General features: G+C 64.9%; 20 protein-coding genes. 11 read left to right on the plus strand and 9 right to left on the minus strand.

Features of this window, described 5'->3' with window-relative positions:
- Nucleotides 1-28 precede the first annotated feature (28 nt).
- A complete protein-coding gene (locus tag ACOQFP_RS13250; protein ID WP_421584572.1) occupies nucleotides 29-1,051 on the minus strand; it encodes an aspartate-semialdehyde dehydrogenase in 1,023 nt (340 codons plus the stop codon).
- Between the two features lie 2 nt (nucleotides 1,052-1,053).
- A complete protein-coding gene (locus tag ACOQFP_RS13255; protein ID WP_206490933.1) occupies nucleotides 1,054-2,319 on the minus strand; it encodes an aspartate kinase in 1,266 nt (421 codons plus the stop codon).
- 158 nt (nucleotides 2,320-2,477) lie between these two features.
- Here ACOQFP_RS13255 and ACOQFP_RS13260 point away from each other — a divergent pair, with 158 nt between their 5' ends.
- Both ACOQFP_RS13260 and leuA read left to right on the plus strand, forming a co-directional pair.
- Nucleotides 2,478-4,166, plus strand: a complete 1,689-nt coding sequence (locus ACOQFP_RS13260; RefSeq protein ID WP_421584573.1) for an FUSC family protein — start codon at nucleotides 2,478-2,480, stop codon at nucleotides 4,164-4,166.
- Nucleotides 4,167-4,317: 151 nt separating this feature from the next.
- Nucleotides 4,318-6,129: a 2-isopropylmalate synthase gene (leuA, locus tag ACOQFP_RS13265; RefSeq protein ID WP_206490937.1), complete on the plus strand. Its 1,812-nt coding sequence runs from the start codon at nucleotides 4,318-4,320 to the stop codon at nucleotides 6,127-6,129.
- A gap of 96 nt (nucleotides 6,130-6,225) precedes the next feature.
- Here the strand turns inward: leuA and ACOQFP_RS13270 are convergent, their stop codons facing one another.
- A complete protein-coding gene (locus ACOQFP_RS13270; RefSeq protein WP_421584574.1) occupies nucleotides 6,226-7,137 on the minus strand; it encodes a LysR family transcriptional regulator in 912 nt (303 codons plus the stop codon).
- 72 nt (nucleotides 7,138-7,209) lie between these two features.
- Here ACOQFP_RS13270 and ACOQFP_RS13275 point away from each other — a divergent pair, with 72 nt between their 5' ends.
- From ACOQFP_RS13275 to ACOQFP_RS13285, 3 genes are all read left to right on the plus strand, one after another.
- On the plus strand, nucleotides 7,210-8,106 hold the full coding sequence (locus ACOQFP_RS13275) for an EamA family transporter (RefSeq protein ID WP_421584575.1): 897 nt from the start codon (nucleotides 7,210-7,212) through the stop codon (nucleotides 8,104-8,106).
- A gap of 85 nt (nucleotides 8,107-8,191) precedes the next feature.
- Complete coding sequence (locus ACOQFP_RS13280) at nucleotides 8,192-9,454, plus strand: MurT ligase domain-containing protein (protein WP_421584576.1); 1,263 nt, start codon at nucleotides 8,192-8,194, stop codon at nucleotides 9,452-9,454.
- Nucleotides 9,447-10,157 carry a type 1 glutamine amidotransferase gene (locus ACOQFP_RS13285; protein ID WP_421584577.1) on the plus strand — a complete coding sequence of 237 codons (711 nt, stop codon included), beginning with the start codon at nucleotides 9,447-9,449 and terminating at the stop codon, nucleotides 10,155-10,157. Before ACOQFP_RS13280 ends, ACOQFP_RS13285 begins: the two co-directional genes overlap by 8 nt.
- Nucleotides 10,158-10,175: 18 nt before the next feature.
- On the opposite strand, the gene ACOQFP_RS13290 is transcribed toward ACOQFP_RS13285, so the two are convergent.
- The 4 genes from ACOQFP_RS13290 to ACOQFP_RS13305 all read right to left on the minus strand — a co-directional run bounded on the left by ACOQFP_RS13290 (nucleotide 10,176) and on the right by ACOQFP_RS13305 (nucleotide 12,799).
- A complete protein-coding gene (locus tag ACOQFP_RS13290; RefSeq protein ID WP_421584578.1) occupies nucleotides 10,176-11,198 on the minus strand; it encodes a hypothetical protein in 1,023 nt (340 codons plus the stop codon).
- Between the two features lie 126 nt (nucleotides 11,199-11,324).
- Nucleotides 11,325-11,933 carry a recombination mediator RecR gene (recR, locus tag ACOQFP_RS13295; protein WP_206490948.1) on the minus strand — a complete coding sequence of 203 codons (609 nt, stop codon included), beginning with the start codon at nucleotides 11,931-11,933 and terminating at the stop codon, nucleotides 11,325-11,327.
- Nucleotides 11,934-11,936: 3 nt separating this feature from the next.
- Complete coding sequence (locus ACOQFP_RS13300) at nucleotides 11,937-12,272, minus strand: YbaB/EbfC family nucleoid-associated protein (protein WP_206491410.1); 336 nt, start codon at nucleotides 12,270-12,272, stop codon at nucleotides 11,937-11,939.
- A 92-nt stretch (nucleotides 12,273-12,364) separates the two neighbouring features.
- Nucleotides 12,365-12,799: an SRPBCC family protein gene (locus ACOQFP_RS13305; protein WP_421584579.1), complete on the minus strand. Its 435-nt coding sequence runs from the start codon at nucleotides 12,797-12,799 to the stop codon at nucleotides 12,365-12,367.
- A 259-nt stretch (nucleotides 12,800-13,058) separates the two neighbouring features.
- Between ACOQFP_RS13305 and ACOQFP_RS13310 the strand changes: the two genes are divergently transcribed.
- Both ACOQFP_RS13310 and ACOQFP_RS13315 read left to right on the plus strand, forming a co-directional pair.
- Complete coding sequence (locus ACOQFP_RS13310) at nucleotides 13,059-14,504, plus strand: FAD-binding oxidoreductase (protein ID WP_206490951.1); 1,446 nt, start codon at nucleotides 13,059-13,061, stop codon at nucleotides 14,502-14,504.
- Entirely contained in the window at nucleotides 14,501-15,817 is a 1,317-nt protein-coding gene (locus ACOQFP_RS13315; protein ID WP_421584580.1) for a class I SAM-dependent methyltransferase, read from the plus strand. Before ACOQFP_RS13310 ends, ACOQFP_RS13315 begins: the two co-directional genes overlap by 4 nt.
- Nucleotides 15,818-15,833: 16 nt before the next feature.
- Here the strand turns inward: ACOQFP_RS13315 and ACOQFP_RS13320 are convergent, their stop codons facing one another.
- Both ACOQFP_RS13320 and ACOQFP_RS13325 read right to left on the minus strand, forming a co-directional pair.
- Complete coding sequence (locus tag ACOQFP_RS13320; RefSeq protein WP_341244401.1) at nucleotides 15,834-16,616, minus strand: alpha/beta fold hydrolase; 783 nt, start codon at nucleotides 16,614-16,616, stop codon at nucleotides 15,834-15,836.
- A gap of 29 nt (nucleotides 16,617-16,645) precedes the next feature.
- Complete coding sequence (locus tag ACOQFP_RS13325) at nucleotides 16,646-17,578, minus strand: oxygenase MpaB family protein (RefSeq protein ID WP_341244402.1); 933 nt, start codon at nucleotides 17,576-17,578, stop codon at nucleotides 16,646-16,648.
- Between the two features lie 23 nt (nucleotides 17,579-17,601).
- On the opposite strand from ACOQFP_RS13325, the gene ACOQFP_RS13330 reads away from it, so the two are divergent.
- The 4 genes from ACOQFP_RS13330 to ACOQFP_RS13345 all read left to right on the plus strand — a co-directional run bounded on the left by ACOQFP_RS13330 (nucleotide 17,602) and on the right by ACOQFP_RS13345 (nucleotide 22,571).
- A complete protein-coding gene (locus ACOQFP_RS13330) occupies nucleotides 17,602-18,174 on the plus strand; it encodes a TetR/AcrR family transcriptional regulator (protein WP_421584581.1) in 573 nt (190 codons plus the stop codon).
- 29 nt (nucleotides 18,175-18,203) lie between these two features.
- A complete protein-coding gene (locus tag ACOQFP_RS13335) occupies nucleotides 18,204-18,464 on the plus strand; it encodes an acyl-CoA-binding protein (RefSeq protein WP_206490960.1) in 261 nt (86 codons plus the stop codon).
- A 48-nt stretch (nucleotides 18,465-18,512) separates the two neighbouring features.
- A complete protein-coding gene (locus ACOQFP_RS13340; protein ID WP_206490961.1) occupies nucleotides 18,513-20,879 on the plus strand; it encodes an FdhF/YdeP family oxidoreductase in 2,367 nt (788 codons plus the stop codon).
- A gap of 192 nt (nucleotides 20,880-21,071) precedes the next feature.
- Nucleotides 21,072-22,571, plus strand: coding sequence for an aldehyde dehydrogenase family protein (locus tag ACOQFP_RS13345; RefSeq protein ID WP_421584582.1), 1,500 nt, complete (start codon nucleotides 21,072-21,074; stop codon nucleotides 22,569-22,571).
- Nucleotide 22,572 lies beyond the last annotated feature (1 nt).

The following is a 22,572-nucleotide window of genomic DNA, read 5'->3' on the forward strand; positions in this document are numbered from 1 at the left end:
CCTCCAGGTACGCAAAAGGCGCACGACGTCAGACCAGCAGTTCGGCGATCTGAATCGTGTTCAGTGCGGCACCCTTGCGAAGGTTGTCGCCCGAGACGAACAACGCGAGTCCACGGCCCTCGGGAACACCCGGGTCCTGGCGAATGCGGCCCACAAGAGAGTCGTCCTTGCCTGCTGCTTCGAGCGGCGTCGGCACGTCCACCAGCGAAACACCGGGGGCGGACGCAAGCAGCTCACGGGCCCGCTCCACCGACAACGGTGAACCGAACTCGGCGTTGATCGACAGCGAGTGACCGGTGAACACCGGAACGCGGACGCAGGTGCCACTGACCAGCAGGTCCGGCAGTCCAAGGATCTTGCGCGATTCGTTGCGCAGTTTCTGGTCCTCGTCGGTTTCGCCGGAGCCGTCGTCCACCAACGCACCGGCGAGCGCCAGAACGTTGAAGGCGATGGGTGCGACGTACTTGTTCGGGGCCGGGAAATCCACCGAGGAACCGTCGTGCACCAGTTTTTCGACGTCGCCGATGACGGCGCGCGCCTGGGTGGCGAGTTCCTCGACACCGGCGAGTCCGCTACCGGAGACGGCCTGGTAGCTGGAGACGATCAGGCGCTGCAGGCCCGCCTCGTCGTGCAGCACCTTGAGCACGGGCATTGCGGCCATGGTGGTGCAGTTGGGGTTGGCGATGATGCCGCGGGGCGGGTTCTTCGCCGCCTCGGGGTTGACCTCGCTGACCACCAGCGGCACGTCGGAGTCCTTGCGGAACGCCGAGGAGTTGTCGATGACGGTCGCCCCTGCTGCGGCGAACCGCGGTGCCTGCTCACGCGAAAGGGTGGCACCGGCCGAGAACAAGGCGATGTCGATTCCGGTGAGATCGGCGGTGGAGGCGTCCTCGACGATGATCTCCTCGCCGCGGAACGGCAGCTTCTTGCCCGCCGACCGGGCGGAAGCGAAGAATCGAACGGTGTCGGCGGGGAAGTTGCGCTCCTCCAACAGGGTTCGCATGACGGCACCGACCTGGCCGGTGGCTCCTACGACTGCAACTGTGGTCATCTCTACCGTCCTGTTCCTGCGTGTACGACGGCTTCTTCGTCGCCGCCCAGATCGAAAGCGGCGTGCAGGGCGCGTACCGCGTCGTCGAGCTGAGTGTCGCTGCACAGCACCGAGATACGGATCTCCGAGGTGCTGATGAGGTCGATGTTGATGCCGGCGTCGGCGAGGGCCTCACAGAACGTCGCGGTGACGCCGGGGTGGCTCTTCATGCCGGCACCGACGAGCGAGACCTTGCCGATGTGGTCGTCGTAGAGCACCTGAGTGAAGCCGATCTCGGCCTGCAGCTTGGTGAGCTTCTCCACTGCCGTTGGGCCGTCGGCCTTGGGGCAGGTGAAGGTGATGTCGGTCTTGCCGGTGTCGATCTTGGACACGTTCTGCAGCACCATGTCGATGTTGATCTCGGAATCTGCCACGGCGCGAAACACTTTGGCGGCATAGCCAGGTGTGTCGGGCAGCCCGACGACGGTGACCTTCGCCTCGCTGCGATCGTGCGCGACGCCGGTGAGAATTGCTTCTTCCACTGGAATGTCCTCCATAGATCCGGAGACGATCGTTCCGGGTTTCGTGGTGTACGACGAGCGCACGTGTACGGGAACGTTGTAGCGACGGGCATATTCGACGCAGCGCAGCATCAGCACTTTCGCGCCGCAGGCCGCCATCTCGAGCATCTCCTCGAACGAGACCGTGTCGAGGTGGCGGGCGTTGGGAACGATGCGCGGATCGGCCGTGAAGATTCCGTCGACATCGGTGTAGATCTCGCACACGTCGGCGTTCAGTGCTGCGGCGAGCGCAACGGCGGTGGTGTCCGAGCCGCCACGACCGAGGGTGGTGACGTCCTTGCTGTCCTGGCTGACGCCCTGGAAGCCGGCGACGAGCACGATCGAGCCCTCGTCGAGTGCGCTCCGCACGCGACCGGGGGTGACGTCGATGATCTTGGCGTTGCCGTGCACGCTGGTGGTGACGACGCCTGCCTGGGATCCGGTGAACGACCGCGCCTCGGCGCCGAGCGAGTGGATCGCCATCGCGACGAGCGCGTTGGAGATGCGTTCACCCGAGGTGAGCAGCATGTCCATCTCGCGGGCAGGCGGGGCCGGGCACACCTGCTGTGCCAGGTCGAGCAGTTCGTCGGTGGTATCGCCCATGGCCGACACGACCACGACGACGTCGTTGCCTGCCTTCTTGGTCTCGACGATTCGTTCAGCGACGCGTCGGATGCGTTCGGCGGTTCCCACCGACGACCCACCGTACTTCTGGACGATCAGAGCCACGCGTCTTACCTCCGCTGGATAGCCAACTATCGGAAAATTATCGTGAGTTCGTTCGCGGTCACCTTACCGAGTTGGCACCTCGTGTCGTGGCCCGGGTGGCTCCGAGCTGGGACTTTAGCCCCTCTCGCCTGCGGATACGCCTGCCCTACGATGATCGGGTGAGTTTTCCCGAGCACCAACCGCCCCCGCCTCCGAGAGGTCTGCGGGTGCTGTTCGGGTTGCCTCCCGTCGGTCGCGTGTGGCCCGGTGGTGTGCGTTCGGCGCTGGCGTTCGGAATTCCGGCGATCACGGCGTGGATTCTGGGATTCCATTCCGAGGCGTTGCTACTGGTCTCCGGGAGTTTTGCGGTCATCTACGGCGAGGGGCGGCCGTATCGGTCGCGCTGGTCGGTGGTGTTGATCGCGGGCGCGGCACTGGTCAGCTCGGTCTGGTTGGGTGCGATGTCCGGGCAGATCGCCCTCGATCTGGGTCAGACGCCGGCAGCACGGATGATTCCGGTCGCGACGCTGTCTCTGCTCGCCCTCGTAGCGGTCTACGTCATTGCCGCGTTGCGGCTGGGACCACCGGGCGCGTTCTTCTTCGTCCTGGTGTGCGCGGTGTCGTCGTATCTGCCCGCTGCGGGCATCAGCGCCGAACGTGGGGCCGCGTTCGCCGCCCTGGGGGTCGCGTCGGCGCTGGTGGTGGCGATGTCGGGAGTGTTGTGGGATCCGCGCGGACCCGAACGCTCGGCCGTCGCCGCTGCGGTGGGAGCGATCGAGAAGTACACGAGCGCGCCGACGCCGTCGGCGGCCGATCGTCACACCGCCGCCGCCCGGTTGCACGGTGCCTGGGCCGCGCTCTACGACGCAGGCTCTGCTCGGTTGGCATCGAGGCCCCACCTGGTCGAGACCTTGTTCGACGCGCATCGGGCGTTTGCGGCAGCAACCTCGGCGCGCGCCGGTTCGGTGCCGGATCCCGACGGTGCGGTGGAATCACCGCGCGATCAGTTGCCGTTGGCTCGGCCGGGGGTCGGGTACCGGTTGCGCCGCTCGCTGCATCGTGATTCGCATGCGTCGTCCACCGCGATTCGGGTGTTCTGCGCGGCAGCGGTCGCGGGCGGGATCAGTGTGGCGCTGGATCTGAGCAGACCGGACTGGGCCATCCTCGGCGCGGTTCTGGTGCTGCAGCAGGGCCCTGATCGACTGCACGGGACGTATCGGGGGCTGCAACGGCTCGGCGGGACCCTGGCGGGTGTTGTGGTGTTCTCCGCGATCTATCTCTCGCCTCTCGGGGGCCTCGCCGTGATCGCGCTGATGATGCTGCTGCAGTTCGCGATCGAGATCTCGGTGCCGCGCAACTACGGGCTTGCGGTCACCTTCATCACTCCGCTCGCATTGCTGATGGGCACCATCTCGCACCCGGGTGCCCCGCTCGGCGGCCTCGTCGTCGATCGTGTCGTGGAGACCTCGGTGGGTGTCGCCGTCGCGTTCGCCACTCTGTGGCTGTTGTTGCCGGGCGCCTTTCGCCGCGCGTTGCTGCGAGCCGATCGGCAGGTTCTCCGCTTGACCGACGCATTGTTGACGCGGCTGCAGACGCACTCGGTCACGGCACCGGAAACTCTGGCGCTTCAACGAGATGTGCAATTCGAGTTGGTGGGTGCGGCGCTTGCGGGAGTAGAAGCGGCGCACAACGATCGACGGTGGGCACATCGCGTGTGGCCGCAGCATGCGGAGGTCGATCGCCTCGGTTACGAACTGCTCGCGCAGTGTTGGACCGACGCCGATGTCGGACGACTGAACGACATCGAGCTCTGGCAGCGCAAACACGAGATCGTGGCGGGAAAATTCGACTCCTCAACCCTCGGGTAGACCGTGAGCGCGCGGTAGTACACTCACCACATGCTGCGAGCTCTCCTTCTTAACAGCCGCGACGGGGTCTGAGACCAGACTGGCTTCCCGTCGCGGGGTTCGTTGCGCCGGTCGAACACATTGCTTTGATCTGTACGGAGAGACGAAGACCATGTCACCAGCCGACGCTTTCACCTCGGGAACTCGCACCATCACCCCGCCCTCGCGGCCCGCGCCCAGCGATCAGCCTGCCTGGAACACCCAGAAGAACTCCTCGATGCCCACGTTCCGCTATCGGCCGTTCGCCGAGGAAGTGGAAGCCATCACCCTCCCCGACCGCACCTGGCCGGACAAGGTCATCGACCGCACCCCGCAGTGGTGCGCGGTGGACCTGCGCGATGGCAACCAGGCGCTGATCGATCCGATGAGCCCCGCCCGCAAGCGCCGGATGTTCGATCTGCTGGTGCGGATGGGCTACAAGCAGATCGAGGTCGGCTTCCCTTCGGCAAGTCAGACCGATTTCGATTTCGTCCGCGAGATCATCGAGGACGGCGCGATCCCCGACGACGTCACCATTCAGGTCCTGACGCAGTGCCGTCCCGAGCTGATCGAGCGCACCTTCGTCGCGTGCGAGGGCGCGCGCAGCGTCATCGTGCATTTCTACAATTCGACGTCGATCCTGCAGCGCCGAGTGGTGTTCCGGGCCGATCGTGAGGTCATCAAGAAGATCGCGACCGATGGCGCGTCCAAGGTGCTCGAGGAAGCGGCCAAGTTCCCCGATACCGACTGGCGCTACGAGTACTCCCCCGAGTCGTACACCGGCACCGAGCTCAGCTACGCCAAGGAGGTGTGCGACGCGGTCACCGCGATCATCGATCCCACACCCGACAAGCCGCTGATCCTGAACCTGCCGGCCACCGTCGAGATGGCGACACCGAACGTCTACGCCGATTCGATCGAGTGGATGAGCCGCAATCTGGACCGCCGCGACAGCATCGTGCTGTCACTGCACCCGCACAACGACCGCGGAACCGGTGTCGCCGCAGCAGAACTCGGATACCAGGCCGGCGCAGACCGGATCGAGGGCTGCCTGTTCGGCAACGGCGAGCGCACCGGCAATGTCTGCCTGGTCACCCTCGGCCTGAACCTGTTCACTCGTGGCGTCGACCCGCAGATCGACTTCTCCAACATCGACGAGGTCCGCCGAACTGTGGAGTACTGCAACCAACTTCCCGTCGCCGAGCGCCACCCCTACGGCGGCGACCTGGTCTACACCGCCTTCTCCGGCAGCCACCAGGACGCCATCAACAAGGGCCTCGACGCCATGAAAGTCACTGCGGACGAACAGGGTTCGGACATCGGGGATGTGACCTGGCAGGTTCCTTATCTGCCTGTCGACCCGAAGGACGTCGGACGCACGTACGAGGCCGTTATTCGCGTCAACTCGCAGTCCGGCAAGGGTGGCGTCGCGTACATCATGAAGTCCGACCACGGTTTGAACCTGCCGCGTCGCCTGCAGATCGAGTTCTCCCAGGCCGTGCAGCGCATCACCGACGGTGAGGGCGGTGAGGTCTCGCCCAAGGAGATGTGGGACGTCTTCGCCGAGGAGTACCTGACCCCGATCCGCCCGCTCGAGCGCATCAAGCAGTCGGTGGTGGCAGCCGAGCACGACGGCGGAACCGACACGATCACCGCGACGGTCAAGGTCGACGGCGTGGAGCAGGAGATCTCCGGATCCGGCAACGGCCCACTCGCGTCGTTCGTCGACGCATTGTCGACCATCGGATTCGACGTCAGCGTCCTGGACTACTCCGAGCACGCCATGTCCGCAGGCGACGACGCCCAGGCCGCGGCCTATGTCGAGGCCTCGGTCACCTCCCCTGCCGGAGTCGCCAGCACGGTGTGGGGAGTCGGAATCGCGACGTCGATCACCACTGCCTCGCTGCGCGCCGTGGTCTCGGCCGTGAACCGCGCGCTGAAGTAAGTTCTCCGCTCGACGAGATGCCGCCTGTTCATCACGAACGGGCGGCATTTTCGCGGTCTCACGAGGCACCCTTGCTGGAAGCGGATCGGGACTGGTTCAGGACACCGAAGGCCACTGCGCCGTGCTGTAGTCCGCTTCCGCCCGGAATGCGTCGAGCACAGCGGCGATCGCCGGTAGCCTGCCCGCGTCCGGTCGCGTCGCCAGTTCGTAGATCCGTCCGGCCCGCACGCCGGACAGTTCTCGGCGCACCAGACCCGGATGCACGACGGCGTATCGGGGCATCAGCGCCACGCCGTGGCCCGCGGCGACGAGAGTCTCGGTCACGCGAAAGTCGTTCACGCGCTGAACTACTCGCGGTTCTACGCCGGTCGCAGCGGCCACCGAGAGCAGTACGTCGTCGACCGGGAATCCACCCCGAACGCTGATCCAGCGCTCGTCGGCCAATTCTCGGAGGTCCACCGTGTCGTGCTGTGCCAGAGCATGCCCGGGCGGCAGCACCAGGTCGATGGGTTCCCGCATCAGGGGTGTCACCTCGATGCGCGGACCTTCGGTGGACGGAGCTCGCTCATCCCGGTGCGTGAGCACGACGTCGTAGTCGGCGAGCAGCTGCGGCACCGAGGATGCCGGCAGGTCCTCGTCGCGCGCATCGATGTCCACGTCCGAGTTCGCCAGCCTCGTCAGCACCCCCGGCAGCAGCAGCGCGGCTCCGGAGGGGAACAGCGCGACTCGGACGCGTCCCCGCGGGGACGCTCGATATCGCTCCATTTCAGCCGTTGCGCGGGCGAGGGCGGCGAGGACGTCGTCGGCCCTGAGCACCAATGCACGCCCGGCGTCGGTGAGCCGGAGCCGGCGTCCATCGGGTTCGAGGAGCGAGACACCGGCTTCTCGGGCCAGCAGCTTGAGTTGCTGGGATACCGCCGATGGTGTCATCGACATCGCGTCGGCTACAGCGGCGACGGTGCCGCGATCGGCGAGCTCGCGCATGATCCGAAGCCGCTCCACATTCATGCAGTAAATCTTAACTGTTGATGCGTTTTTATTCGATTGTGCTGACTGTTTACGCCCTTCAGGATGAGCAGCATGACCACTCGCGACCGCCTCCTCGGACTGACCGTCGTCGTGCTGTGGGGGCTCAACTTCCTCGCCATACGCGTCGGACTGGACCACTTTCCGCCGTTCTTCTTCGCAGCTCTGCGCTTCCTGGTGATCGCCGTTCCGGTCGTACTGTTCATCCCCCGTCCGAGGGTGCCGCTGAAGTGGCTGCTGCTCTACGGCTTCGGCTTCGGCTTCCTCCAGTTCGCCTTCCTGTTCGCAGCGATGGCGGCCGGTATGCCCACCGGATTGGCCTCGCTCGTGCTGCAGTCGTCCGCCCCGTTCACCGTCGTACTCGGGGCCGTCCTGCTGCGCGAACACGTCACCCGCAGGCAAGCGATCGGCATCGCGGTCGCAGTGCTCGGCATGGTGCTGATCGGCTGGGATCGCGCCAACAACGCCACCCTGCTTCCGGTGATCCTGACCCTCCTCGCCGGACTCGGCTGGGCCTTCGGAAACCTGGGAAACCGACTCGCCAAGGCCGAATCTCCGATGCGGCTGATGCTGTGGATGACCGTCGTACCGCCGATCCCGATGCTGGCGCTGTCCGCTGCCGTCGAAGGCCCGAGCGCCGGGTGGCACGCAGTGTCCGACGCCTTCGGCCCGCAGGGTTGGCCCGGTCTGGTCGCGTTGGCCTACATCGTGATTCCTGCCACCATCATCGGCAGCGGACTGTGGACCGTTCTGATGAGCCGCAATCCCGCCGGACTTGTCGCGCCGTTCTCGCTGCTGGTTCCCGTCGTCGGCATCGCCGCCGCGTGGATCTTCTTGAGCGAGACCCCGTCGGTGCTGGCACTGATCGGCGGTGTCGTCGTGATCGGCGGTTGCCTCGGCGGCATGTCCGTTCGGCGACCTGCCGAAGCCCGAGAGAAAGTGCCGGTGTGAGGGCAGCGACACGAGCGGGCCGAAGGGCCGAAGAGTCGTGGTCGCCGAGGTGAAACTGTGCAGTCTTCTGTGCCAGACTCGGCGGATGGTTGAAGTGGGTGAGCGCAGACGTATCGGCGCACGTGGCCGGGTGGCACTGCGCGCGGCGGAGCTGGCGACCTGGGCGTCCCGCAAGGCAGGCCGGGGCAAGGGCTCGATGATCGGCGGACTCGTCGCACTCAAGATCGATCCGAACATCCTCGGCGAGCTCGGCCGCGACCGACGCACCGTCATCGTCACCGGCACCAACGGAAAATCCACCACCACCAGAATGACAGCGGCCGCACTGTCCACGCTCGGTGATGTCGCCACCCAGGCCGACGGCGCGAACATGGACGCGGGCATCGTCGCCGCCCTGCACGCCCACTTCGATGCCGCGCTCGCTGCCCTCGAGGTCGACGAACTGCACGTGCCTCATGTGGCCGACGCCGTCGACCCCGCCGCCATCGTGCTGCTCAACCTCAGTCGCGACCAGCTCGACCGGGTGGGCGAGATCAACATGATCGAACGCAAGCTGCGCGCCGGACTGGCCCGGCACCCCGAGACCGTTGTCATCGCCAACTGCGACGACGTCCTGGTCACCTCGGCTGCATTCGACGCCCCGAATGTCGTGTGGGTGGCCGCCGGTGGCGGGTGGGCTGGCGACTCGGTCAGCTGCCCCCGCACGGGCGAGCCCATTCTGTGGGAGGGCGAGCACTGGTACAGCACCGGTAGCGACTTCAAGCGTCCGACGCCGGACTGGTGGCTCGACGACGAGAACCTCTACGGGCCGGACGGGCTCGTCCTGCCGATGTCGTTGGCTCTGCCCGGAAAAGCCAACCGCGGCAATGCGGCTCAAGCCGTAGCCGCCGCGGTGACACTCGGCGCGACACCTGAAGATGCCGTCGCCGCCGCGTCGGGCGTGGACGAAGTGGCCGGACGCTACTCCACGATCGAGTACGGATCGCATTCCGTCCGTATGCTTCTCGCGAAGAATCCCGCCGGATGGCAGGAAGCGTTGTCGATGATCGACCCCACGGTCGACGGCCTCGTCATCGCCGTCAACGGTCAGGTACCGGACGGCGAGGATCTCTCGTGGTTGTGGGACGTTCGCTTCGAGCACTTCGAGAACGTCGCCGTGGTCGCGTCCGGTGAACGTGCGACCGACCTGGGGGTGCGGCTGCTCTACGCCGGCTCGCCGCATACCACCGTTGCAGATCCGTTGCAGGCCATCGCTTCCTGCCCGCCAGGACGCGTGGAAGTACTCGCCAACTACACCGCGTTCCGCGATCTCGGACGCGCACTGGCCCGGGAGACGAGAGATGTCTGAGTCCACCGTTCGTATCGGCCTCGTCCTGCCCGACGTGATGGGCACCTACGGCGACAACGGCAATGCGCTCATCCTGCGGCAGCGGCTCCGCATGCGAGACATCGACGCCGAGGTAGTGCAGATCACCCTCAGCGATCCGGTTCCCGATTCACTCGACGTGTACACCCTTGGCGGAGCCGAGGATTCAGCACAGCGCCTGGCCACGCGTCACCTCACTCGATACCCGGGTCTGCAGAACGCCGCGGCCCGCGGCGCTCCGGTGCTCGCCATCTGCGCCGCGATCCAGGTACTCGGCCACTGGTACGAGACCTCCGCAGGCGAACGCGTCGACGGCATCTCGTTGTTCGACGTCACCACCGCCCCGCAGGCCACGCGCTCGATCGGTGAGGTCGTCACCGAACCCGCACTCGACGGACTCACCCATAAACTCACCGGTTTCGAGAACCACCGCGGCGGAACAACACTCGGACTCGATGCGTCGCCTTTGGCCAAGGTCACCCACGGCGTGGGTAACGGCGTCGGCGACGGACGCGAGGGCGTCGTACAGGGGTCTGTGCTCGGCACCTACATGCACGGGCCGGTCCTCGCCCGAAACCCCGAGCTGGCGGATTACCTGCTCGAGCGTGCGCTGGGGACGACCCTCGCTCCCCTCGAGCTGCCCGAGGTTGCGCAATTGCGCAGGGAGCGGCTTCGCCGCACGTGAACGTAATCTCGTAGCCCACTACGAGTTTCCACTCACAAGGGTGCACTGCTCGCACGGGTACGACGAGTCGTTCCATCCCTCTCTCACCAGCACCTCACGGACCTCTCGGTACACACCGCACGGGTCCTCGGTTACTTCGTGCCAGCCGTACATCAAGCGCGGCAGGTTCCGTAGCTCGGCGGCATTGTCGCGTCGCCGATCTCGAAAACGACGTTGCTTGGCGGAGTGGAAGGCCTGGCCGTCGAGCCTGACGATGAGGTCGCAGGTCGCGTAACGAACATCCTCGAAAAGTTGCCGGCCATCGACGAAGACCGGGGCCTGTCGCCGGGCGGCCGGAAGCCCGTGCGCCTGCTCCACGTCGAGAGCGTAGCGGTGCTCGAGTGCAGAATGGACCCCGTCGCGCATGAGAGTCAGTGTGTGCAGAATCGGTTTCAGGTAGCGCATCGGTCGCCGAACCTGGACCTTGCGCGCCATGGCCTCAACGTTCACACCGCCCGAGGACATCGCCGAGACCAACGTGATAGTCGCTTGCCGCGACGTCGACTCTGCGACAACAAGATCCAGGACCGTATCGGCAATGCTCGTTCGCGCCGGATTCGTCTCGACACCGATGTGGCTTATGGCTCGGGAACGGTGCACGATCACGCCGGGATGGATTTGCGCGTTGCTCTCCGAAGTGACGTTCCGCTTGGCGTGGCGCATCGTCGGTGGTCTGCTGGTGGCGGAGCAGCCGTAGGGAACGGTGACGTGAACCGGGCCTGGACCAGGCCGAACCCACCCCCACTCCTCAGCGGCGGTGGTGTGACTGAGTAGTGCTCCCCGCCCTGCGTACAGCAATGCTGCAGACAAATGCATCTCACGTGTCAAAGGCCCATTGGTGACCGAGATGACTCCCCGAAACACTCTCAGCCACTGCCCGTTTTCCACGCAGTGGCCGATCGAGTCCTTGTTGACGCCAAACGCATGCATCTGTTTTGTGGTGATGATTCCGTGCTGATCGTCCAGCATTCGCTGCCACGCACCGACTGGTCTCGTCCTCATGGACCTCAGGATGGCCGGTTTGAGGTGACAGCGTCAGAATCTATCCACAGGCTGTGTACAACTTCGGGTCGTGAGCAGAAACTCGACCACTGCTACGAAGTTTCGTGCACGTGCGGCGAAGCCGCTCTACATACGCCGTCGCCCGGTCAACGCGCGCCCGAGCGTCAACTCGTCGGCAAATTCGAGATCCCCGCCCATGGGTAGACCCGAGGCCAGGCGCGTGATGGACAGGCCGGGGAAATCGCGCATCATGCGCACCAGATAGGTGGCCGTGGCTTCGCCCTCGGTGTTGGGGTCGGTGGCAATGATGACCTCGGTGACGTCGACGCCGTCGTCCTGAGTTCCCACACGAGTCAACAATTCTCGAATGCGAAGCTGATCCGGGCCCACTCCGTTCAGTGGATCGAGCGCTCCGCCGAGGACGTGGTAGCGGCCTTTGAACTCTCGCGTACGCTCCACGGCCTGAACATCTTTGGGTTCTTCGACGACGCAGATGATGGATCTGTCGCGGCGTGAATCAGCGCAGATTCGGCACAGCTCCTTGTCCGAGACCGTGCCGCACACGATGCAGAACTGCACGCCGTCGCGAATACGCTGCAGCGCACGCATGAGCCGGTCCACCTCGGGCGGCTCGACGGCGAGCAGGTGAAAGGCTATGCGCTGAGCACTTTTCGGACCGACGCCGGGAAATTTGCCGAGTTCGTCGATCAGATCCTGTACCGGACCTTCGTACACCGGCTAGAACCCGGGCAGGCCGGGCATGCCGCCGAGTCCACCGGCGAGGGGGCCGAGCTTCTCGCTCGTCACGGCCTGAGCTGCTTTCGCTGCATCTGCGATGGCACCGATCACCAGGTCCTGCAGGGTCTCGACATCGTCCGGGTCGACGATCTTGGGGTCGATGGTCAGTCCGACCACCTCACCGGTTCCCTTGACGGTGGCGACGACGAGCCCGCCGCCTGCCTGGCCCGTCACTTCGGTTTCCGCGATCTCGGCCTGCGCCGCCATCAGCTGCTGCTGCATCTGCTGGGCCTGCTGCAGGATCGATGCCATGTCGGGCTGCTCACCGGGTTGCACTGTGCCGTCCTCTCGCGTGGGTCGAAGCGAACACCAGCGTAGTCGCACGGTCATCGGCGACGCTCGACCCCACGACGCGACTGGACTTCCGCCTAGATCAGTTCGCGGCGCAGGTTCTCCAGCGTCGCGGCCTGGATCTTCTTCAAGCCCAGGGGCGCGAAGGTCTTCTCGAAGAATCCGCCGATTCCGCCCGCGCCCTTCCACTCCGTGGTGGTGGTGACGGTGCTGCCGCTGCCGTCCGGAGCTACCGTCCAGGTGGTGACCATGGAGGAGTTGGCGTCACGCTCGGTGATGGTGGTGCCGTCGACGGTGACGGTCGCTGCGACGTTGCGTACTCGCTTCTCGGTGGCCTGCAGGGTCCACTTGGCCACGGTTCCATTTCCCTGCCCACCCTCGACGACCTCGTAGTCGCGGTACTGCTGAGGCAGGATGCGTGGACGCACGGTCTCGTAGTCGGAGAGGGCGGCGAGTACCCGATCCGGTGTGGCAGCAATGGTTGCGGAACTGGATGCCCTGACCTGACCCACGGAACTGTTCTCCTTCGATAGCGAATTAGTTTGTACATCCATCCTGCACTTCCCGGCGGCTGCGTTCGGCATCACGTCGAGGAATATGTGACGTGCTTCATACGACACCCGCAGCCTCGAACAAAATGCATGCATGATGCAACCATTTGTCCGATTTGCTCGGATTCACCCGAGCTCCTCGGCAACAGTTACGTGAAGTTTCCGTGCTCGATTGCCTCCGCCGCTGGATACCAGCCGGTACGAGATATAGCGTCTGTATGTGGCTTCAGTGAGTGCTTTCCTCGGACGACGGCCAGAACCGAGGGAGAGTGGTTACGCAGCGCACCGGTCGGGCGTCGAGCAGCTGCTGCGCAGCTATCGCGCGATCCCGACCGATGCGACGGTGCGTCTGGCGAAGAAGACGTCCAACCTGTTTCGGGCCAGGACCACATCGACGACACCCGGACTGGACGTGTCCGGCCTGAGCAAGGTCATCTCCGTCGATCCCGACAACCACACCGCCGATGTCGCGGGAATGTGCACGTACGAGGATCTCGTCGATGCGACGCTCCCCTACGGGTTGGCCCCTCTCGTCGTCCCGCAGCTCAAAACCATCACGCTCGGCGGGGCCGTCACCGGCCTCGGTATCGAGTCGACATCGTTCCGTAGCGGGCTCCCGCACGAGTCGGTGCTCGAGATCGACGTACTGACCGGCAACGGCGAGATCATCACCGCGACGCCCGAGGGCGAGCACGCGGACCTCTACTGGGGATTCCCCAACTCGTACGGCACCCTCGGCTACTCCACGCGACTGAGAATTCAGCTCGAGCCGGTACTGCCCTATGTTGCGTTGCGCCACCTACGATTCCACGATCTGGACTCGCTGCAGGCCACGATGGACGCCATCGTCACCCGGCGCGAGTACGAGGGAATCGAAGTCCAGTACCTCGACGGCGTGGTCTTCAGCGCCGACGAAAGCTACCTCACGCTCGGGGTCCAGACCGACGAGCCCGGACCGGTCAGCGATTACACCGGTGCCGAGATCTTCTACCGCTCGATCCAACACGATTCGGCGATGCCGAAGACCGACCGGCTCACCATTCACGATTATCTGTGGCGGTGGGACACCGACTGGTTCTGGTGCTCACGCGCATTCGGGACACAGAACCCGAGAATTCGCCGCTTCTGGCCGCGCAAATACCGACGCAGCAGCTTCTACTGGAAGTTGATCGCCCTCGATCGCAAGTACGACATCGCCGACCGACTCGAGAAGCGCAAGGGAAACCCGCCGCGCGAACGCGTCGTACAGGACGTCGAGGTTCCCATCGAACACACCGCAGCCTTCGTGCACTGGTTCCTGGGTGAGATCCCCATCGAGCCGTTGTGGTTGTGCCCGTTGCGCCTTCGCGAACCGGCAGCTCCAGGAGCCAACGCTGCTCGGCCGTGGCCGCTGTACCCGCTCGAACCGAAACGCACCTACGTCAACATCGGCTTCTGGTCCTCGGTCCCGATCGTCGCCGGGGAACCCGAAGGTGCTGCGAACCGCGCCATCGAGAAGAAGGTCACCGACTTCGACGGGCATAAATCGCTGTACTCGGATGCTTACTACACCGAGGATGAATTCGCCGAGCTGTACGGCGGCGAGAAGTACGAAGAACTGAAGAAGAAATACGATCCCGAATCCCGATTGCTGGATTTGTACTCGAAGGCGGTGCAACGCAGATGACGACGTTCAAGGACTCCGGCAATCGCACGGTGAACGGTGCCCAGAAGCTCAAGATCTCCGAGATTCTGGAACTGATCTCCGATGGCAACATCCCGCTGCGTTTCACCGCGTACGACGGCAGCGCGGCCGGCCCCGAGGACGCGAAGATCGGGCTCAACCTCAAGAGCCCGCGCGGAACCACCTACCTGGCAACAGCTCCCGGCGATCTCGGTATGGCGCGCGCCTACGTGTCCGGCGATCTCGAAGCCATCGGCGTCCACCCGGGCGATCCGTACGAGTTGCTTGCACTGATGGGCGACGAACTGCACTTCCGTCGCCCGTCGGCCATGACACTGGCGTCGATCACTCGTTCGCTCGGTTGGGATGTGTTGCGGCCGATCGCTCCCCCACCTCAGGAAGCGATTCCGCGGTGGCGTCGTATCGCCGAGGGCCTGCGCCATTCCAAGACTCGCGACGCCGATGCGATCCACCACCACTACGACGTGTCCAACGCCTTCTACGAGAAGGTGCTCGGACCATCGATGACGTACACCTGCGCCGCCTTCGAGCGCGCCGATCAGTCTCTGGAAGCCGCACAGGAGAACAAGTACCGCCTGGTATTCGACAAACTGGGACTGCAACCGGGAGATCGTCTGCTCGACATCGGCTGTGGGTGGGGCTCGATGGTGCGTTACGCCGCTCGACGCGGCGTCCGCGTGATCGGCGTGACGCTGTCGCAGGAGCAGGCCTCGTGGGCGCAGCGGGCCATCGTCGACGAAGGGCTCTCCGAACTCGCCGAGGTGCGCTTCTCCGATTACCGCGATGTGGCCGAGACCAACTTCGACGCCGTCTCGTCCATCGGCCTGACCGAGCACATCGGTGTGCACAACTACCCGTCGTACTTCACCTTCATTCAGTCCAAACTGCGTGACGGCGGCAGACTGCTCAACCACTCGATCACTCGTCCCGACAACCGGTCGCATGCCAAGGCAGGCAGTTTCATCGACCGGTATGTCTTCCCCGACGGGGAGCTCACCGGCTCCGGCCGGATCATCACCGAGATCCAGGATGTCGGACTCGAGGTCCGCCACGAGGAGAACCTGCGCGAGCACTACGCACTGACTCTCGCCGGATGGTGCCAGAACCTCGTCGACAACTGGGACGCGTGTGTTGCCGAGGCAGGCGAAGGAACGGCCCGGGTATGGGGCCTGTACATGGCCGGATCCCGCCTGGGATTCGAGCGCAATGTAGTTCAGCTGCACCAGGTTCTGGCCGTCAAGCTCGGACCGAAGGGGCAGGCCGGTCTACCGTTGCGGCCTTGGTGGAACGGCTGACTCGAGGCCGAAACGGCTACCGACCCGTCGCACGCAGGATCACTCGCGCCGTCTCGACAGGCTGATCCCAGTGCGGGAAATGACCGCATTTGTCGAACCAGTGCAGGGTGGCATCGGGGAATCGCTCCATCGCCACCGCTGCCTGGCTCGGCGTGGTCACCTTGTCCTGCCGACCCCAGCCGATGAGCAGCGAGCCCTGCAGAGACCCTTGGGTGGCCCCCATCTGCTTGGGCCCGTGGATCAGCGCCTTGCGAGCGGCGTCGAGCGACGGAGATGCCTTGGTCGAGAAGCCCCTGAGCTCGCGTTCGACGAGTCCGCTCGGCAGTTTCCACGGCGCAGCCGAGAACTGAGCCAACGCAGCCGTTCTCGTGACCGGATTGCCTGCCAGGAAGGGCACCAGCGGCTGAACGTGCTTCATCAGCGCCAGCGATGCGGTGATCGTGGCTCCGAAGATCTTGACCTGTCGGTCGTTCCAGAATCCGCCGGGATCGAGTGCCACCATCGAACCTCGATGCCCGCGGCGAGCGAGCTCGACCACCATGCGTGCGCCCATGGAGCTACCGACGAGATCTGCGTCGGCCAGTCCTTCGTCGTCGAGGTACGTGCGCAGTGCGTCGGTGAGGGTGGCGATGCTGACCTCGGGAAGCGGTGGAGTCTGGCCGAATCCGGGCAGATCGAGGGCGATCACCTCGCGGTGTGCGGCGAGGGCCGCAACGATGGGGTCCCAGTTTCGGTGGGATGACCCGAGCCCGTGGACGAGGATCAACGGCTTTCCGGTTCCGGTTCTGATGCTGTGCATACCGTTCGATGTACCCCGGGCCCACCGAACTACACATTCGGGGCGTAATGCGACGGGTCCGAGCGTCGCTGAACCGGGGGAAGATTGCGCGCGGGTGTGTGGACCAGCGGTGCCGTTCGCGGGATTCGGCCCTGTTCGCGGTCCCACCCGGCGCGAGCCCGCGGATGCAGCCGGCGGCGCGGTGGCACCAGCCCGAACACCAGGTCGACGGCCTTACCGAACAGCGTGAAGACCTTCTCGTCCCGTGTAGACCAGCTGTAGCCCAGCAGCTCGCGCACCGAGGGCTCGTAGAGCCCGACGGTGATCCAGACGAACAGCGACGCCACCGGGCGACGCAACACGGCCCACACTCGCTCCGGTAGCCAGGACGCATACGGCGGTGGTCCGAGTCTCGACAGGTCAAGCACTCCACGGGCGGCCATGTTGTCCTCCAACACGTCGCCGCACATTCGTTCCCAGTACTGCTGGAAATCCGGCCAGGTCGCCGGCACCGGTCGCATGCTCATGCCGTAGAGGCGATACCACTGGACGTGTTCGTCGAACAGTTGCACTTTCTGCGCCTCGGTCAGACCGCCCATGAAGTTCTCGGCGGTGAGCACCGTACCCATGAAGAAGGTGGCGTGCGCCCAGTAGAACGTGTCGGGATCGAGTGCGTGGTACCTGCGGCCCTTGGCGTCGATTCCCTTGATGTTCGCGTGATATCCGCGGACCTGCAGTGCGGTCTCCTCGGCGCGGTCGCCGTCGAACACCACCCCGCCGATCGGATACAGGGAACGGTAGAGCCGCTGCCAGCGCTCGTCGAAGAACGTCGAATGCTGCTCCACCCCAGCGCCGAGCCCGGGATGCATGTTCTGCATCGAACCGGCCCACACTCCCTGCAGCATCCCTCGCCAATCACCGAAGTACTTCCACGTGAGCGACTCGGGGCCGAGCGGGACCGGGCGATCGCCCTGACTACGCATGTTGTCAGAATAGGATCGACAACATGCGTAGTCAACGGTTGGAGGAGCGAAGATCCAAGCGGTACGACGCGTTGCTCGCGGCGGGGGTCGAGCTTCTCGGCTCCCCTGACGGGCCCGCGGTGAACGTGCGCGCCGTGTGCCGTACCGCCGGGCTGACCGAGAGATACTTCTACGAGAGCTTCTCGGATCGGGACACGTTCGTCCGCGCGGTGTACGCGTGGGTGGGATCGAGAGCGCGGACCGCGTTGGTCGAGGCCGTCACCGACGTTGCGGCACCGGAAGAAACCATCCCCGCCGCGGTCCGAGCATTCGTCGAACTCATCATCGACGAACCGAGAACGGGACGAGTGCTGCTCATCGCGCCACTGGCCGAACCGGCTCTGAGCCGCCGCGGGCTCGAACTTCTGCCCGGATTCGTCGAGTTGGTGCACGACCGCCTTCCCGAGACCGCCGACCAGCAGTTGATCGCCGTGGGAACCGTCGGCGCACTGACGGCACTGTTCATCGGATACCTCGACAGCACACTCACCGTCAGCCGCGAAACCCTCGTGACGCACTGTATTCGGCTGATCTCGGATGCTGCCGTGCGAGGATGACTCCACCTGAAGACAGAAGGAGACCTTCCATGTCAGATCTCGACCAGTCGTTCGCCGACGCCCAAACCGATGTCAAGAAGCTCACGTCCAAGCCGAGCAACGAGGACCTGCTGAGTCTGTACTCGTTGTACAAACAGGGTTCGATCGGCGATGTCTCGGGTAAGCGACCGGGCCGGTTGGACATGGTCAATCGCGCGAAGTTCGATGCCTGGGCCAAGCTCGAAGGTACGAGCCAGGATTCGGCGAAGCAGCAGTACGTGGATTTGGTGACCAGGCTCCTCGCCGGCTGAGCCGACAGCTATTGTCGAGCACGGGGGTAACGCGACGAAGGGACCCACATGAGACGCTCCGACACCGACGTCGACGAGGCCGAACTCGACATCCGCAAGCCCAAGACCCACGCGGCGGGGCCCGTCGCCGTCGCGGTGTCGATGAAGCGCGCGCTGGGCCATATGGGCCCGATGCGGACGGCGCAGACACTCCTCGAACTCAATCAGGCCGAGGGTTTCGACTGTATGAGCTGCGCCTGGCCCGATCCTGACCCGGGTCATCGGCATGCGGCAGAGTTCTGCGAGAACGGCGCGAAGGCAGTATCCGAGGAAGCAACGAAGACGCGAGCGACCCCGGAGTTCTTCGCACAGCACAGCATTGCCGAACTCGACGAGCACACCGAGCACTGGCTGGGCCAGCAAGGTCGGATCACGCACCCGATGATCAAACTGCCCGGCGGCAGCCACTACCAGCCCATCGAGTGGGACGAGGCGTTCCGTCTGATCGGTGAGGAGTTGAACAGTCTCGCCAGTCCGGACGAGGCCATCTTCTACACCTCGGGTCGCGCGTCCAACGAATCGGCGTTCACGTACCAACTCTTCGCCAGAGCATTCGGTACCAACAACATGCCCGACTGTTCCAACATGTGCCACGAGTCGACGTCCATCGCGCTGCAGGAGTCGATCGGCATCGGCAAGGCCAGCGTCACCCTCGACGACGTCCACAATGCCGAGTTGATCATCCTCGCGGGCCAGAATCCCGGCACCAATCACCCCCGTATGCTCTCGGCTCTCGAGCTGGCGAAGCAGAACGGCGCAAAGATCCTGTCCATCAATCCACTTCGCGAAGCGGGTCTGCTCAACTTCAAGAACCCGCAGACTCCACGCGGCATGGTCGGGCCGGGCACCGACCTGACGGATCTGTACCTTCCGATCAAGCTCAACGGCGACCTCGCACTCTTCCAGGCCATCGGCTCGCTGCTGGTGCAGTGGGACGCGCTCGACCACGAGTTCCTCGACAATCACACCGTCGGCTTCGATGCGTGGAAGGCGCACGTCGCCGAGGTCGATTTCGATCTGGTGACCGAGGTGACCGGTCTGTCTCGGCAGCAGATCACCCAGGCAGCCGAGATGCTGCGAGACTCCAAGGCCACTGTCTTCTGCTGGGCCATGGGCCTGACGCAGCACCGCAATGCCGTCGCCACCATCAAGGAAGTCACCAATCTCGCGTTCGCACAAGGCAACATCGGCAAGGCCGGTGCGGGCCTGCTGCCGGTGCGCGGCCACTCGAACGTGCAGGGCGACCGGACGATGGGCATCTGGGAGCGTCCCCCGCAACACTTCCTGGACGCGCTGGCGAAGGAGTTCGATTTCGAGCCGCCACGCGAGCACGGCTTGGACACCGTCGATTCCATCCGGGCGATGCGCGACGGTAAGGCACATTTCTTCCTCGGTCTCGGCGGCAACTTCGTCCAGGCGACACCGGACAGCGATGTCACCTTCGAGGCGCTGCGCAAGATGCGGATGACGGTGCAGATCTCGACGAAGATCAACCGCTCCCATCTCGTCTGCGGCGAGACCGCTCTGATCCTGCCCACCCTGGGACGCACCGAGAAGGACGTGCAAGCCAGTGGTGAGCAATGGATCTCGGTCGAGGATTCGACCTGCTCGGTGCACTCCTCGCGTGGTCCGCTCGCACCTGCGAGCACGTTCCTGCGCTCCGAGGTCGCCATCGTCAGCGGCATCGCGGAGGCAACTCTCGGGGATCGGTACGGTCTGGACTGGAAGGGATTCCGCGACGACTACCGCAACATTCGTGCGCACATCTCGCGAGTGGTGGCCGGATGCGAGGGCTACGAGGTCAATGTTCGACGCCCCGGCGGCTTCGTGCTTCCGCATCCGCCTCGCGACAGCCGGACTTTCGGAACCAAGAGCGGCCGCGGCGAATTCGCCGTCTCACCGATCGACGTGCTGCAGGTTCCGCCCGGCCATCTGATCCTGCAGACGCTGCGCAGCCACGATCAGTTCAACACCACCATCTACGGCCTGAGCGATCGGTACCGCGGTATCGAGAACGGTCGGCGAGTGATCTTCGTCCACCGTGAGGACGTCTCGGCACTCGGCTTCCGCGACGGCGACATGGTCGACCTGGTGACCCGATGGGACGGCGACGATGTGCATCGGTGTGCACCGTCGTTCCGGATCGTCGAGTACGACACCCCTCGTGGATCGGCTGCCGCGTACTACCCGGAGACCAATCCGTTGATTCCCCTGGATTCGACTGCGCTGCAGAGCAACTGCCCCACCTCCAAGTCCGTGATCATCTCGATGGTCCCAGCGGGAACGGGTGAGCAGCGCAGCGCTGACGGTCACCAGGACAACGAGGGGTCGGACGAGGGCCACAAGTCGCACCCGCAGCCGCATCATCTGAGCTGACAGTTCGCGGTTTTCCGGAAGTGGGACCGGACGTCCCACTTCCGGAAATCACCCGTCGTGGTGTGGGCCTCGTCGGTCCGCACGAAGGCACCGGGCCGCAGCACTCCGTTGACGATCTGTCGCATAGTGTGTTCTATGTAACATTGAGTCACATCAAATATATGTGATGCGATCCGCTGGAGGGCAGAGCTCGTGACGGACCAGATCGAACGAACCACCGAGGCCACCTTCGAAAGCCTGGACCCACGAACAGGAGCCGTCCTCGCCACCTACCCGGTCGCGAACTCCGCCGAGGTGGAGGCCGTCGTGGCACGCGCCCGGTCGGCCGCGCGATGGTGGGACGCCCAGGGCTTCGCCGGACGCAGGCGTTGGCTTCTCGAGTACAAGTCCGCCATCGCACGCGATGCAGCGGACCTCGCTGCCGTCATCGCCGCCGAAACAGGCAAGCCATCCGAGGACTCGCTGCTCGAGGTCATGCTCGGCGTCGAACATCTCGACTGGTCCGCGCGCAATGCGGCCACGACGCTTCGGCAACGGAAGGTCGGATCGGGCCTGCTGGCGATCAATCAGAAGGCGTACGTGGGATACCGCCCGTTCGGCGTCGTCGGCGTCATCGGACCGTGGAACTACCCGCTGTACACCCCCATGGGTTCGATCGCGTACGCACTCGCAGCCGGCAACACCGTCGTGTTCAAGCCCAGCGAACTCACTCCTGGCGTCGGCGTCTGGCTCGCCGAGAAATGGGCCTCGCTCGCCTGCCCGCACCCCGTGTTCCAGACCGTCACCGGTGACGGCTCCACCGGCACGGCCCTGGTCGAATCGGGCGTCGACAAGATCGCATTCACCGGTTCCACGGCCACCGCCAAGAAGGTCATGGCCACGTGCGCCACAACGCTGACGCCACTGATAGCCGAGTGCGGCGGCAAGGATGCGATGTTGGTCGACTCGGACGCCGACATCGGTGCCGCCGTGGAATTCGCGACATTCGGAGCGATGGGCAATGCCGGTCAGACCTGCGCGGGTGTCGAGAGAATCTACGTGGCAGCTCCGGTGTACGACCGATTCGTCAGCGAATTCACCACTGCGGTCAAGGCACTGCGACCCGGCGGCACGACGACCTCCTCCTACGGCCCGATGACCATGGCCAGGCAGAGTGAGATCGTCCGCGGCCAGATCGAGGACGCGTTGGCCAGGGGCGGCAAGGCCGTGGTCGGCGGCCTCGATTCGTTGCACGGCCCGTACATCGATCCGGTGATTCTGACCGAGGTACCCGAGGAATCCACCGCGATCACCGAGGAGACCTTCGGGCCGACGGTGGTGGTGAACAAGGTACGTGATCTCGACGAGGGCATCGAACGAGCGAACGCCTCCAAGTACGGACTGGGGGCGTCGGTGTTCACCGGGGACACCGCGGCGGGTCGACGCGCAGCCGAGAAGCTCGACTGCGGCATGGTGACGGTGAACTCGGTGCTCGGATTCGCCGGGGTTCCGGCTCTACCGTTCGGCGGCACCGGCGATTCGGGCTTCGGCCGAATCCACGGAGCCGACGGCCTGCGTGAGTTCAGCACCGTCAAATCACTGACCGTGCAGAGTTTCGCGGCCCCGGTGAACCTGCTGACGATGCGACGCAAAGCCCGAAACATGAAGCTCTCCGTGCTGGCACTGAAACTTCGTCACGGGCGGCGGGGCTGAC

The organism is Rhodococcus sp. MALMAid1271 (assembly GCF_049195265.1).
Lineage (GTDB): Bacteria > Actinomycetota > Actinomycetes > Mycobacteriales > Mycobacteriaceae > Rhodococcoides.

Coding starts and splice junctions, on each gene's coding strand:
- ACOQFP_RS13250 (WP_421584572.1), bottom strand. CDS start 1,051: ATGACCACAGTTGCAGTCGTAGGAGCCACCGGCCAGGTCGGTGCCGTC.
- leuA (WP_206490937.1), top strand. CDS start 4,318: ATGTCACCAGCCGACGCTTTCACCTCGGGAACTCGCACCATCACCCCG.
- ACOQFP_RS13270 (WP_421584574.1), bottom strand. CDS start 7,137: ATGAATGTGGAGCGGCTTCGGATCATGCGCGAGCTCGCCGATCGCGGC.
- ACOQFP_RS13275 (WP_421584575.1), top strand. CDS start 7,210: ATGACCACTCGCGACCGCCTCCTCGGACTGACCGTCGTCGTGCTGTGG.
- ACOQFP_RS13280 (WP_421584576.1), top strand. CDS start 8,192: ATGGTTGAAGTGGGTGAGCGCAGACGTATCGGCGCACGTGGCCGGGTG.
- ACOQFP_RS13285 (WP_421584577.1), top strand. CDS start 9,447: ATGTCTGAGTCCACCGTTCGTATCGGCCTCGTCCTGCCCGACGTGATG.
- ACOQFP_RS13290 (WP_421584578.1), bottom strand. CDS start 11,198: ATGAGGACGAGACCAGTCGGTGCGTGGCAGCGAATGCTGGACGATCAG.
- ACOQFP_RS13315 (WP_421584580.1), top strand. CDS start 14,501: ATGACGACGTTCAAGGACTCCGGCAATCGCACGGTGAACGGTGCCCAG.
- ACOQFP_RS13320 (WP_341244401.1), bottom strand. CDS start 16,616: ATGCACAGCATCAGAACCGGAACCGGAAAGCCGTTGATCCTCGTCCAC.
- ACOQFP_RS13325 (WP_341244402.1), bottom strand. CDS start 17,578: ATGCGTAGTCAGGGCGATCGCCCGGTCCCGCTCGGCCCCGAGTCGCTC.
- ACOQFP_RS13330 (WP_421584581.1), top strand. CDS start 17,602: ATGCGTAGTCAACGGTTGGAGGAGCGAAGATCCAAGCGGTACGACGCG.
- ACOQFP_RS13335 (WP_206490960.1), top strand. CDS start 18,204: ATGTCAGATCTCGACCAGTCGTTCGCCGACGCCCAAACCGATGTCAAG.
- ACOQFP_RS13340 (WP_206490961.1), top strand. CDS start 18,513: ATGAGACGCTCCGACACCGACGTCGACGAGGCCGAACTCGACATCCGC.